We start from the raw sequence: 13209 nt of genomic DNA, 5'->3' as shown, positions 1-13209 counted from the left end.
GGCGCGGTGACCACCACGGACGTGCCCCGCCCGACGCCTCGCCGGGCGAGGGAGCCCGCGACACGCAGGGCCCGCTCGGCCAGTTCGCCGTGGGTGAGCCGCCCGTCGTCCTGCCACAGCAGCGCGGGCTCGGCCGCCCGCTGTCCGGCGCGCTCGAAGAAGGCCGTGTGCAGCAGGCGACCGCTGTGCTCGCGGACCGCGGAGTTCACCTCGTCGCGGCGGCGCCGCTGGGCGACGGGCAGGGCGAGATCCACCTCGACGGGGCCGTCACCGGCGGCCAGGTCGTGCAGCAGCGTCGTGTACGCCGTCATCATCGCCGCCGGCATCTCCGCGGGGAACAGGTCGTCCACGGTGTCCCAGGCCAGCAGCAGCCCCCCGTCCCGGGTGGCGTAGACCTGGTGGTCGAGCCAGACCTGCGGGGTCTGGGAGAGCATCCAGGTCAGCTCCCCGAACCGGGCGGCACAGGCGTCCGGGACCAGCGGGGCGTCGAGGTTGCAGGCGAAGACGACGGGCGCGCTGCGCGGCGCGTCCCCGTCGGCGCGGACGAAGTCGCGCAGCACGTCCACACCGGTGTAGGGGGCATGCGCCACGTCCTCGTGGAGCTGCCGCTGCACGGCTCGGGCGCGCTCGGCGAAATCGTCCCCTCGGGTGAGGTCGACCTCGAGCAGGACCAGGCTGGTGAAGTCGGCGACGATGCGTCCGATCTGTGGGTGCGCCTCGAGATCGCGGTCGAAGAGGGGCAGGTTGAGCAGGAACCGGTCCTCGCCGCTGAAGCGGGCGAGGACCTCGGAGAAGGCCGTGGCGAGCAGGACGGCGGGGGTGACACCGGCCCGAGCGGCCCGCTGCCGCAGGGCGCGCCACTCGCCGGGTGCCAGTTCGTGGGTGCGCCGCACGAAGCGGGTGACCGGGAGGGCGGCGGGCTCGACGGCCAGCGGCAGCCGGGGACCGCCGGGCAGCTCCGCCAGCCGCCGCTGCCAGTAGGCGCGCGCCGTCTCGCGCTCGCCCTGCCGGGTCTCGGCGCGTTCGGCGAGATACCGCTGGAATGTGTACGCCGGCCCGCTCACCGACGTGGGGTCCTCGTACAGCGCGGCCAGGTCGGCGAGCAGCAGCCGGATGCTGTGCACATCGGCGACGAGCAGGTCGACATTGAGGTGCAGCCGGTGTCCGGCGCCGGGCAGCCGGCTGAGCTGGAGGTCCAGCACCTCGCCGGCGCCCACGTCCAGGCGGCGGTGCGAGAGCCGGCCGCGCAGCTCCTCCAGGGCGCGGGCGGCTGCCTCCGCGGACAGGCCGCCGAAGTCGTGCACGGTCAGGCCGGGCCAGGGGGACCGGGCCAGCACCCGCTGCGTCCCGTCGGCCTCGAACCTGGCGCGCAGCATGGGGTGCAGTTCCAGCAGGGCGCGCACGGCACGCTCCAGCCGGCCGGCGTCGACGTCCCGGGCGTCGATCTCGAGGTACGCGTGGCACCCCACACCGCCCAGCGGCTGGTCGTCGCCCCGCCCGATCCAGTACGCCTGCTGCACCGCGGTGAGCGGGAAGGGTTCCCCGGTGTCGAGGACGACGTCCCGGGCGGCCCGGCGGTCCGCCGGCTCCGGCGCGGGCGCGCCTGCGGCCGTGTTCGCCAGCAGCTCGTACCACGCCGAGAGCCGGGGCTCCGCGGACAGCCGCCGGAAGTCGACCCGGGCACCGGCGCGGTTGAGCTTGTTGGTGAGAACCATGAGCTGGATGGACTGCAGGCCGAGTTCGAAGAGGTTCACGTCGTCGTGCTCGGGGCGCAGGTCCATGTCCAGCAGCCGGGAGACCTCCTGTCGGAGGGTCTCCGGGTCCCATACGGGAGCTGCCGTGCTCACCGGCACGGCCTTGGGCGGCACAATCTCCTGTGACATCCGTCAACTCCGGTTCGTCGGTCTGGGGCGAGCGGCTCTGCGCACCCTGGCCTGGGGATGGCGGCTCAGGAGCGACCGGAAGCCCGGCACAGCCTCACATCTGCGACTGGCCAGAATCTGGATGCTTTCTGGGGCCCGCTGACGCCGGGTCGCGGACATGCCGACCGCCCGCGTGGTCGGCACGCGCGCGGTCGGACGAGGGGGCTGCGGCCCGGCGATCAGACCCGGCCGAGCGGAAGATGGGGCTCCGGGGGGAGTTCCACCTCGATCGCGTCACCGGGGCGCACCACACCGGCCGCCCGTACGACGCTCATGATTCCGGCCTTGTGCGTGACGGCACCGGCGTCGTCCCGGCCGACGACGTGTTTCAGCAGCCCGTCCTGGAAGTCGTCGATCTGCTTGCAGGGCGTGCGCAGGCCGGTCACCTCCAGCACCGCGTCATCGCCGATCCGCAGGACGGTGCCGACGGGCAGGCCGAGCAGGTGGATGCCGCGGGTGGTGATGTTCTCCCCGAGCGCTCCGGGCACCACATGGAACCCCGCGGCGCCCAACTCCGCCAGGGCTTCCTCGGGCATCAGGTGGACCTGGCGCAGGTTCGGCCGGGTGGGATCCTGCTCGACCCGCACCCGGTGCTTGACCGTCCGACCGGCGTGGGCGTCGCCCGCCACGCCCAGGCCGGCCAGCAGGGTGATGCTCTCCCGGTTCGGTTTGCTGAACGCGTGCCCGCTGTCGCGGCTGACCGCCGTCACCGTCCCGGTCACGCGCCGGAACCTGCCACGCGGGCCCCCGCGCGCTCACGGCACGCGACCTTGGTCGCCTCGACGGTGCTGCGCGCCAACGCGATCGCGTCGAAGAGGAGTTCGCCGCGCATCGCGTCGCTGCCGGGGACGTGCTGCCGGGTGCGCAGCAGTACGGCGGCGCAGGACAGGGCGTCGCAGGCCGCGCTGATCTCCGGGGGGATGCGCCGCAGCCGCGGGGCGCGCAGTTCCGCGGCCAGCTTTTCGAGGTCGCGCACGACCGTCGTGAGGTCCACGGTCGTCTCGTGAACGGTACTCACCCAACGGCTCCCTTCTCCTCCCCGGCTCCGGGACGCCGCTCACCGGCGTCCCGGAGCGAGGACCACAGACGTCAAGCGGACTGGTCCGTCTTCGTGACGAGGTAGTTGCCGAGCACCAGGTAGTCGATCTCCGTGCCCAGGAAGCAGTTCACCGCGTCGGCCGGTGAGCACACGATGGGCTCGCCCGCCACGTTGAACGAGGTGTTGATCAGGCAGGGCACGTCGGTCAGCGCGGTGAACCGGCGCAGCAGCGACGTCAGCAGCGGCGCGTCCTCGTCGGTGAGCGTCTGCACCCGGGAGGTGCCGTCCACGTGCGTGGCGCCGGGGATGATGTCGTGGTACTCCGGCCGCACCGGGAAGACGAACGTCATGTACGGCGAACGCTTCTTGCGGCCCATCTCGAAGATCTTCGGGGCGTCCGACTCCAGCACGATCGGCGCGAACGGCCGGAACGGCTCGCGGTGCTTGACCCGCGTGTTGATGACGTCCTTGATGTCCGGGAACTTGGGGTTGGCCAGGATGCTGCGGTGTCCGAGGGCGCGCGGGCCGTGTTCCAGCCGGCCCTGGAACCAGCCGATCACGACCTTCTCCGTGAGCAGCTTCGCCACCTGGTCGACGACCTCGTCCTCGGCCAGCCGGGTCCACCGCACCCGCCCCGTGAACTCGCGCAGGGTCTGCTCGATCGTGTCGCTGTCGTACTCGGGTCCGAGGTAGGGGGTGACCGAGTCGACGAACTTCACCTCGGCGGTGGTGTCCGGGTGGTTGGCCCAGGCGTGGACGGCGGCGCCGATGACGACTCCGGTGTCACTGGCGCCGAAGCTGACCGACATGTCCTCGAAGCGCGAACCCTCGAGCAGCTTGGTGTTGTTCACGCAGTTCAGCGCGAGGCCGCCCTCGAACAGCAGGTGGTTCAGCTCGGTGCGGGCCTCCAGCGCGCGGAGCTGGCGGCTGGTGACGACCGTGAGCATCTCCTGTGCCGCGGCGGCCAGGTTGGCCTTGTACTCGACGGTGTCCTCGTAGGGTCCGAAGTACTTCTCGAACAGGTCGTCGAAGGCGCGGCCGTTTTCCGGGTCGTGCGGCCGGCAGAGGGTGTAGCGCCCGTCCTCGTGCAGCTGGACGATGTGTTCGAGGAACGGGTTCGGGGAGGGCGGCTCGGCGAACCCGGAAAGGCCCATGACCTTGTACTCGTCGTTATTGGGCACGAAGCCCAGGTACCGGGTGATGGAGGCGAAGAGATTGCCGAGCGAGTCGTTCGCGCTGATCGTCGACTCGTCGAAGACCCGGATGCGGCCGTCGCGGATCTCACCGATCAGGGAGGAGAACAGTTCGGCGCGGCCGTCACTGATCAGGAACGCGGTGTCCTTCTTCCCCGCCATGTAGTAACCGGTCATCGCGTGCGCGAGGTGGTGCTGCACGAACACCACCTTGTCCGGATCCGGGGTGAACCCGGTGCGCGCGGCGAAGTCGGCGAGGATCGCGTCCGGGCCGAGCGCCCCGTCGAACAGCGCGCCGAGGTGGCTCAGCCGGAGGACCTTGTCCGTCGGCTTCATCGGAGCGGCGGCCAGTTGGGCCATCATCGTGTCGAAGACCTGGTCGGAGAATTTCCACGGTATGGCGATGAGATCGACGTCGGAGAACTCGATCCCCGCCTTTTCGAGGCACCACTTCACCGCGTTGGCGGGGAAGTCGGAGGTCTTCTTCTCCCGGTTGAGCCGCTCTTCCTCGACGGCCGCCACCAGCTTGCCGTCGATCAGCAGCGCGGCACCCGCGTCATGGCCGAGAACGTAATGCTTTTCGGTGCCGACCGCGCCATACTGCTCGGCGAAGAGTTCTGCGCCCCGGGTGAACCCGTTGCACCCCAGAACAATCATGGCAAATTCCTTCTCTGTTGTGCTGAGTCGCGCGGATACTCGAGCGGCTTGTCCCGCCAACGAATTTCCCGGCCAGGTTACCGACGCGGATCAACCCGCCGCAATGTGCGAGATTCACCACCGGATATGCATTTCTCACATCCGCACAAATACGTGACTGTCGAGTACAGTAAGAGCCCGTTGCCGCTGACTAATTCCCGGCGGCATTCGTATGCGCCGTAATTTCGCATCGAGCCAGTCCTGGGGAGGGCTGCTATGCCACTGGACCGCATACTCCGCAACCTGATTGCCTGGCAACGCGCCGACGGCCCTCCGGTTCCGGTCCGCGACCTCGGGGTCGCCGAGGCCCGCAAGCGGTATCTCGCCAACGCGACCGGTCAGCCCCGGCAGGGCGGGGGCCCCCGCGACGCCGTCACCGCCGTCGACCGCACGGTCGACGCCGCGGACGGGGCGACGTTCCGGTGCCGGGTCTACACACCGGGGACGGACGAGGGGCGGCTGGTCACCTATCTGCACGGCGGCGGCTGGGCGCTGGGCGACGTCGACAGCCACGACCAGGTCTGCCGCATCGTGGCCGCGTCGCTAGGTGCGGTGGTCGTCTCGGCCGACTACCGCCGGGCACCGGAATTCCCCTATCCCACCCCCCTCCTCGACGCCGTCGCCGCGGCGCGCTGGGCCGGTTGCGCCTTCCCCGGACGCGAGCACGTGCTCGCCGGTGACAGCGCGGGCGCCAGCCTGGCGATCGGTGTGGCACTGGACGCGCGCGACACCGGCGACCTGAGGTTCGCCGCCCAGCTGCTGCTGTACCCGCCGGTGGACCCGCGTCTGCTGTTCGCCGCGGCCGGCGAGCACGCCGAGGGCTATCTGCTGTCCGTCGACGACATGGCGTACCACTACGACCTGTACGTCCCCGACCTGGAGCGGCGTTTCGACCCCGCGATCGACCTGCTCAGCGCCGACCTTCGGCACCTGCCGCCGGCGGTGGTCGCGACGGCCGAGTTCGACCCGCTCCACGACGAGGGCGTCGAACTGGCCGACAAACTGGCCGTCGCCGGGGTGCCGGTCCGTCATGTGCCGGGTCCGGGTCTGGTGCACGGCTACTTCCTGATGCAGGACATCGTGCCCGCCGCCGCCGCCCGCTCCCGGGTCGTTCTCCAGGAGCTGGACACGGTGCTGCGCACGACGCGCCGGCCCACGGCCGGGTGGTACGCCGAGACGGTGGGGGTGGACTGAGCCGCCGGGGCGTCCGGGTCGGCCGGGCGCCCGAGCCGACGAGGCGCCGGCCGGGAATCTCCCCGGTCGGCGCCTCGGCCTGTGGGCGGCCGGCGTCAGGAGGCGGCCCGCCTTCGGCGTCGCTCGCGCAGCACCTCCGCCACGCCCGGCTCGTGGTCGGCGTACAGCACGTTCAGTTCCTCGTCCAGGAACAGCCGGCGCATCATCACGCGCTGGATCTTCCCGCTCGTGGTGCGCCGCACCCCGCCGCGCCGCAGCAGGCAGACGCCGCCGACGGGGACCCCGAACGTCCGGGCCACCGTCTGCCGGATCCCGTCGGCCAGATCGCGCAGGCGCTCCTCTGCCGGGCGGCCGAGGACCTCGTGCGTGACGACCAGCGCCTGCGCGGGGACGAGACCCGCCGTCGGCACCGTGAACGCGGCCCCGGCGGAAGCCAGTTCGGAGTACCGCGCCCGCAGCTCCCGCTCGACGTCCTGCGGGTGGAGGTGTCGGCCGCCCACGGTCAGCACCTCCTGGAGCCGGCCCGCCACATACAGCTCGCCCTCGTGCACGGTCCCCAGGTCGCCGGTGCGAACGAACCCGCTCGGCAGGAAGGCGTGTTCCGTCGCCGCCGGGTCGTTCCAGTACTCCCGGGCGAGGCTGGGGCCCCGCAGCCAGATCTCGCCGATGTCGCCGGGCGCCGCTTCCTCGCCGGTACGCGCGTCGACGATCCGCACCTCGTAGTCGTGCGGTGTCCCGCAGCTCACCAGCTCGACACCGGCCTCGGCCGGGACGAACCGGTGCCGCTTCAGCTCGTCGGCGTCGACCGTCGTGACCACCGCCTTGCGCCGCGCCGCGGTGGAGACGAAGACCGTCGCCTCCGCCATGCCGTAGCAGGGGCACAGCGCGTCGTCGCGCAGCCCTGCGGGGGCGAAGCGCTTCGCGAACGCGTCCAGCGTCGCGATGTCGATCCGCTCCGAGCCGTTCGAGGCGATCCGCCACCGGGACAGGTCCAGGCCGGCCATCTGCTCCTCGGTGACGCGGTCGCAGCACAGTTCGTAGGCGAAGTTCGGCGCCGCGGACGAGTAGATGTCGTAGTCGCTGATCAACCGCAGCCAGTGGTGCGGCCGTTGCAGGAACGCACTGGGCCGCATCAGCACGCAGGTGGCGCCGAGGAGCAGCGCGGGCAGGAGCTGACCGAGCAGCCCCATGTCGTGGTAGAGCGGCAGCCACCCGCCCAGCCGCATGTCCGCCGTCAGTCCGAAGGCGCGGCGCTGGCTGTCCACGTTGTGCATCAGGTTGCCGTGGCTGAGCACGACGCCCTTGGGCTCGCCCGTCGTACCGGAGGTGTACTGGAGCATCGCGACGGTCCGTCGGTCCGGCTCCCGAGGTGTCCAGGCCCCCGGGTCCGGCAGGGCCCCGCCGTCCGTCGCCACCACCCGGGCGCCGAACCCGCTGGTCCGTGCCCAGACCCGGACCTCGGGCAGGTTCGCGCCGTCGGTCAGCACCACGGAGACCGCAGCGTTGCGGGCGATACCGCTCACCCGCTCCTGCTCGTGGCGGTAGCGGCCGTGCAGCGGGGCGGGTACGGCCACCACTCCGGCGTACAAGCACCCCGCGTACGCGGCGGCGAAGTCGAATCCGGTCGGGTACAGCAGCAGCACCCGGGTACCGACCGGGTAGCGGGCGGCCAGCCAGGCGCCGATCCTCCTGGCCTCGGCGTCCAGGTCGGCGTACGACCACCGGGTGGCGCCGTCGGGTCGTTCCACGTCGTCCACGAAGATCACCGCGGTGCGTTCCGGTGTCGAGAGCGCGTGCTCACGTATCACCGCAGCAGCACTGGTGGCATGCGGCAAATCAACCATGACCCTCAATTCCTCTTTCCTGCCGCGTGCACGGCTCGATACCCCGGGACGTCGTGCCGACGCCTCGTCAGGGGCGGGTGGATGGAGTGACGGATGGGCGGGGGTCCGGCATCACGGCAGGTGGGTGGCGGCCGGCGAGGCGGGCGCCGCGGCGACCGCGGCTGTCACCGGGGCGCTGCCCCGCTCTCGCCTCGGATCGGGGCGGCCGCGCCCTCGACGAACAGCTCCCGGGCCTTGGCCCGCTGGAGCTTGCCGCTGGTCGTCTTGGGGATGCTCCGCTTCGGCACAAGATGGATCGCGGCCGGCGTCACACCGGTCCGAGAGCTCACCGCGACCCGCACGGCCTGGCGCAGCGCCTCGTGCTGCTCGCCGTCCAGTTCGGTCTCGACGATCAGGTGGAGTTCCTCGGAGTCGGCGTCCTCGGGCCGGTGCCCCACCGCGATCACGGCGCCCAGGCGCACCCCGGGCACGGTCTCGGCGGCCTGCTCGAAGTCCGAGGGGAAGTAGTTGGCCCCCCGCATGATGATCAGGTCCTTGGCCCTGCTGGTGATCCGCAGGCTGCCGTCGCGCAGGTAGCCGATGTCGCCGGTCCGCCACCAGTTTGTCGCGTCCGTCGCGGCGGCGGACTCCTCCGGCAGGTCGAAGTACCCGGTCGTGCGCGAGGGACTGCGGAACTGGACGTGTCCGATCCGGTTCTCCCCCAGGGGCTCGCCGTTATCGTCCACGACACGGACCTCCGCGCCGGCCACGGGCACGCCGCAGTCGACCACCTGCACCGCGGTCGGGCTCTGCGGGTCGACGTCGACCACCCGTCCCCCGGTGACGGCGGTCTCCCGGTCGATGGAGTCGTACCGGAACGGCGCGTCGGGCCGCTTGACGGTGATGACCAGGGTGGCCTCGGCCATCCCGTAGCCCGGTGTGAACGCCCGGGGCGGCAGACCCCACCGGGAGAACCGCTCGACGAAGCGCCGGGCGGTGGCGGGCTGGACGGGTTCCGCGCCGCAGAACGCCATGCGCCAGCAGGACAGGTCCACGCCGTCCAGCTCCTCGTCGCGCACCCGCGAGGTGACGTAGCCGTAGGCGAAGTTCGGCGCGGCGGCGACGGCACCGCGGTAGGTGCTGATGTGCCGCAGCCACTCGCCCGGGGCGCGCAGGAAGCGGGTGGGGGGCATCAGCACCGTGCCGCCGCCGACGTAGACGGGGCACAGGACGCCGGTGATCAGCCCCATGTCGTGGTACAGCGGCGCCCAGCTGACCGTCGTGTCCGCGCGCGTCCACCCGGTGGCGTCGGTGAGCTGCCGGCAGCTGGCCGCCAGGGCGGCGTGCGAGATCATGACGCCCTTGGGCCTGCCTGTCGAGCCCGAGGTGCACTGGATCAGCGCCGTGTCGTCAAGGTTCGGCCGTCGGATCGGGTGCGTGGGAGCGTCACTGGCGGTGGCCCGCGCGTACAGTGCGGCACCGTCGAGCAGGGTCGCGCCGGCGAGTTCGGGCAGGGCCTCGATGACGGCTTCCGTGGTGACGACCGCGGCAGGCCGCAGATACGCCACCAGTTCCTTCATCTGGCCTGCGAACCCGGCGGCGCCGCCGAACCGTATCGGTACCGCGATCGCCGTCGGTACGGCGCCGAGCAGCTGGGTGCCGAAGAAGGCGGTGAGGAACTCCACGCCCGTGGGCAGGCAGAGCAGCACCCGGTCGCCGTGTCCGACTCCCCGCTCGGCGAGGGCGGCCGCGCACCGGGCGGCGTTGCCGACCAGGGCGTCGTAGCGCAGGGTGTCCTCGATGCCGGGCTCCGGGACCAGCGTGAGCGCCGATCCGTCGGAGCCCCGTTCCGCCTCTGCCAGCAGGGCGTGCCACACGCTCGGGAACGGGTCTGTCGCGGTCATCCGATGTTCTCCTCGATAACGCTGCTGAGCTGATCGACGACCCACGGCCGCACCGACACGTCGTCGGAGACGATGCGGGCGGGGTGGAATCCGTGCCGGCCGGCCAGGTCCCGGGCGGCCAGCACGCCGGCCGAGGTCAGTCCGCCGTACGACGGGCTCGGCGTCGTGGGCTCGAAACCGAGCAGAATCGTCTCGGCCAGGCAGGAGTAGAGAATCCCCGGCGGCAGTGTGATGCCCGGGAAGCGGGGCGTCTGCAGTCCGGGAAGCTGGATGCGCCCGCCGGAGACCAGGGTGACGTTCGACAGGCCCGCCACCGCCGGGTGCACATCACCGGGGACCGCGAGGTCGCAGACCAGCACCTTGCGGTCCCCGGCGAGGTGGTGGGGCAGGATCACCGGGTCGGCCGAGTTGGTGGCGCTCACCACGATGGGACAGTCCCGCAGGGCTTCGAGGTCCTCGGCGACCGACACGTCCGTCACACCGGTGAGCCGGTCGGTGACGGTTGCCAGCCGCCGCGCCGAGCCCGGCCGGCCGACCAGCACCAGCGACTCGCAGTGCGGGGCGACCAGTTCGGCCATCACCGCGCCGATGTTGCCGACGCCGCCGACGAGTCCTACACGGCGCTCGCCCGCCCCGGACTCCAGCAGCGTCAGACGCAGCAGGTCGTAGGCGCAGGCGGCGGTCAGGGAGTTGCCCGACGTCACCCTGGTACGGTCCTCGACCACGTCCCGGGCGGCGTTGGTGACGATCGACGTGTGGCCGCCGAGACCGATGACGTCGGCACCGAGCGAGACGGCCAGCTCCACCCCGTCGAGCACCGTCCGGCGCAGCCACGGCCCCTGACCGGCCCGCAGCGCGGCATTGGCCTGGGCGGCGGTGAACGGCACGGCCACCATGACGACCTCGACGGTGCCCCGGGTCTCGGACGTGACGCGGTGCCGGACGACCTCGAACGGGTCGAGCTCCCCCTGGATCCGGTCGAGCGCGGCCGCGCACTGCTCGTCCGACCAGGCCGCCAGTTCCGGCGCCATCTCCCCCAGCTTGCCCGGCACGTCCAGGTTGGCGAGGAACACGACGCGGGGCACCTCGGCCCGGCGCGCACCGCGGCGGACCAGCCGGCTCTCGCGAGGCTGCGGTACATGCTGCCGCGGCTGCCACTCACCGGTCGGCGGTACGGTCAGATGCTCGAGGAGCGAGGCGTAGTCGCCGCGCGAGAGCAGCCCGGCGACGTCGTCGAACGCCGCCGCGACGCGGTCCACGTCGGCCGGCCGGAGCAGCGCGGACGGTTGGACGCGGACCGTCGTCGGCGCCGACAGGGTGGGGATGACGCGGATCCGGTGCGTGTGCAGCAGGCGGCCCGCGATGAGGTATCCCAGCGACTCGGAGTCGAACACCTCGCGCAGGAGGCCTGATTCGGGCCGCGGCAGACGGAACTCCACGCCCAGCAGCAGTCCGCGTCCGCGCACCTCGGCGACGGCGTCCGGCCAGCGGACCGCCACCTCGTCGAGCCGTTCCCGCAGCAGCGCGCCCAGGTCGCCGATCCGCTCGCGCCAGTCGAGGGCCAGGCGCACCGCGGCCGCCGCGATCCGCGAGGAGAAGTCGTCGTCGGCGAAGGTGGACGTGTGGTGCCGGCCGAATTCCGGTACGTACCGGTCGGCGGTGACCAGCAGCGCCGACACCTTGGCCAGTCCGCCGCCGAGGGACTTGGAGAACAGGTAGTAGTCGGCGACCACGCCCGAGGGCTCGGAGGCGAGGAAGGTGCCCGTGCGCGCCATGCCGCACTGGATCTCGTCGAAGACCAGGGCCGCTCCATGACGGTCGGCCAGTTCACGCAGGGCCGTCAGGGTCTCGACGGGCACCTCGTGGACGCCGGCCTCCCCCTGCACGGGCTCCACGAAGCAGGCGGCGAGCGGCGACAGATGGCGTACGACGGAGTGCGGCACACCGTCGGCGTCGAGCGTGACCGGGTACACCGGCAGGAGTTCCGCGTCGAGCGCGGTCACCACCGCGCGGGGCGTCCAGTCGTGCAGCCGCAGGTGCCGGGGGCCCGGTACGTGCAGGTCCGCGGGCACGTTGCCGCCGTGCGTCAGCGTGCCCGCGCCGGTCGTCTTGCCGTGGAAGGCGTTCTTCAGCGAGACGAAGACCGGGTCGGCCCGTCGCATCGCGGCGATCGTCTCCAGCCCCTCGGTCAGCAGCTCCTCGCACGGCAGCCCGGCCGCGGGCCCGCTCGCGCACAGGACGTGCCCGACGCCCTCCCTGCGCACGCGGCGCAGGGTCAGCTCGAACTCCTCCTGCAGTGCGCCGAGTCGCCGCCTGCGCTCCACCGTGGCGTGCTTGACCGCGGCCTCCACCGCGTCCGCGCCGGTGCTCCCGAGGGTCACCACGTACCTCGCACCGGTCGTGGCGCCGACGGTGTCCGACAGAAGCCGGGCCAGCTCGGCGGCACCCGGACGGAAGCTTCCCTGGGCGTTGAAGGGGACCTCTTCGTCGAGGCACCGCCGCGCCACCTCGACCAGCGCCGGATGGTTGTGCCCGAACAGCGACGAGCCCGCACCACCAACGAGGTCCAGCACCTGGTCCCCGGTGCCGGAGCCCGCCTCGCCGTCCGGCCGCTCCAGCGTCAGGTGATCGCCCCGGCCGGCCCGGTAGGTGACGTCCAGATGCAGGGCGCGGAAGAGCCGGGCGAATTCCGGCCGGGCGTACCGCGCGAAATCCGAGTCGGCACTCATGCGGCGTTTTCTCCTTGCCCCGGCCGCACCACGAGCGACGCGGTGACGTGGTCGACGGCATCGCGCAGGGTCAGCATCGACGCCGCCTGCTCGTCCGAGATCCGTATGCCGAAGGTGTTCTCCATCTCGATGACCAGATCGATGGACCGGACGGAGTCGAGCCCGTAGTCCACCAGCGGGACGTCCGGGTTGATCTCGGATATGTGCAGTCGTTCGCGGAAGAGTTCTTCGATGACCTCGAAGACATCGTGGATCATTGGTTCTTTCCCCATTCGAGGCGAGATGTGAAGTTCAACGCCGTATCGCCACGGCGAGCGAGATATCTGCCTGGGAACGCACCCGGACCGGCACCGACGCCCCGCCGTACGAGGCGCGCAACGCGTCACCGGACCGGCTGAGTTCGATCTGCCAGAACACGAAGTCGCCCAGGGCGGCGATGGCGTTCAGTGCCTTGAAGGCCGCTTCCTTGGCCACGAACAGCTCACCCGGGCTGTACTCCCCGGCCGGCGCGAGCAGGGTCTGCCGCTCCCGCCGGCGAAAGACGAACCGGGCCATGCGCTCCGTCACTGCCGTGTCCTCGATGTCGACCCCGACCGCCTGGGCACCGGGCACCACCGCCGCGACCGCCAGGCGCTCGGTATGGGAGATCGAACCGGGGAAGCCCCGCGGGAAGACCGGCCGGCCGTCGGGGGCGCGGGGCACGACCCGG

General features: G+C 71.8%; 10 protein-coding genes. 1 reads left to right on the top strand and 9 read right to left on the bottom strand.

The features are described 5' to 3' along the window. From B9S61_RS14990 to B9S61_RS14975, 4 genes are all read right to left on the bottom strand, one after another. Positions 1–1883 (bottom strand): condensation domain-containing protein (locus B9S61_RS14990; RefSeq protein WP_258039662.1); only part of this gene is annotated, 1883 nt, incomplete at its 3' end. 218 nt (positions 1884–2101) lie between these two features. After that, positions 2102–2644, bottom strand: coding sequence for an MOSC domain-containing protein (locus B9S61_RS14985; protein ID WP_103542704.1), 543 nt, complete (start codon positions 2642–2644; stop codon positions 2102–2104). Continuing rightward, entirely contained in the window at positions 2641–2940 is a 300-nt protein-coding gene (locus tag B9S61_RS14980; RefSeq protein ID WP_103542703.1) for a hypothetical protein, read from the bottom strand. Before B9S61_RS14980 ends, B9S61_RS14985 begins: the two co-directional genes overlap by 4 nt. Positions 2941–3011: 71 nt before the next feature. Beyond that, complete coding sequence (locus B9S61_RS14975; protein ID WP_103542702.1) at positions 3012–4811, bottom strand: carbamoyltransferase C-terminal domain-containing protein; 1800 nt, start codon at positions 4809–4811, stop codon at positions 3012–3014. 255 nt (positions 4812–5066) lie between these two features. On the opposite strand from B9S61_RS14975, the gene B9S61_RS14970 reads away from it, so the two are divergent. Next, complete coding sequence (locus B9S61_RS14970) at positions 5067–6044, top strand: alpha/beta hydrolase (protein WP_103542701.1); 978 nt, start codon at positions 5067–5069, stop codon at positions 6042–6044. A 95-nt stretch (positions 6045–6139) separates the two neighbouring features. Here B9S61_RS14970 and B9S61_RS14965 read toward each other — a convergent pair whose 3' ends face one another. The 5 genes from B9S61_RS14965 to B9S61_RS14945 form a co-directional block, all read right to left on the bottom strand. Beyond that, positions 6140–7888 (bottom strand): fatty acyl-AMP ligase, encoded by a 1749-nt coding sequence (locus tag B9S61_RS14965; RefSeq protein WP_103542700.1) that lies wholly within the window; start codon positions 7886–7888, stop codon positions 6140–6142. Positions 7889–8052: 164 nt separating this feature from the next. Continuing rightward, positions 8053–9771, bottom strand: coding sequence for a fatty acyl-AMP ligase (locus tag B9S61_RS14960; RefSeq protein ID WP_103542699.1), 1719 nt, complete (start codon positions 9769–9771; stop codon positions 8053–8055). Next, positions 9768–12500 (bottom strand): aminotransferase class III-fold pyridoxal phosphate-dependent enzyme, encoded by a 2733-nt coding sequence (locus tag B9S61_RS14955; protein ID WP_103542698.1) that lies wholly within the window; start codon positions 12498–12500, stop codon positions 9768–9770. Before B9S61_RS14955 ends, B9S61_RS14960 begins: the two co-directional genes overlap by 4 nt. Beyond that, the gene (locus B9S61_RS14950) at positions 12497–12757 is read right to left on the bottom strand and encodes an acyl carrier protein (protein ID WP_181007375.1); all 261 of its coding nucleotides are present in this window, start codon (positions 12755–12757) and stop codon (positions 12497–12499) included. Before B9S61_RS14950 ends, B9S61_RS14955 begins: the two co-directional genes overlap by 4 nt. A 34-nt stretch (positions 12758–12791) precedes the next feature. Continuing rightward, positions 12792–13209: 4'-phosphopantetheinyl transferase superfamily protein (locus B9S61_RS14945; RefSeq protein ID WP_146064846.1), on the bottom strand; the 418-nt coding region annotated here is incomplete at its 5' end.

The sequence above is a fragment of the Streptomyces sp. SM1 genome, from assembly GCF_002910825.1.
GTDB classification, from domain to species: domain Bacteria; phylum Actinomycetota; class Actinomycetes; order Streptomycetales; family Streptomycetaceae; genus Streptomyces; species Streptomyces okerensis.
The sequence above is the reverse complement of the archived record's forward strand: the minus strand, read 5'-3'. Positions and strand labels throughout refer to the sequence as shown.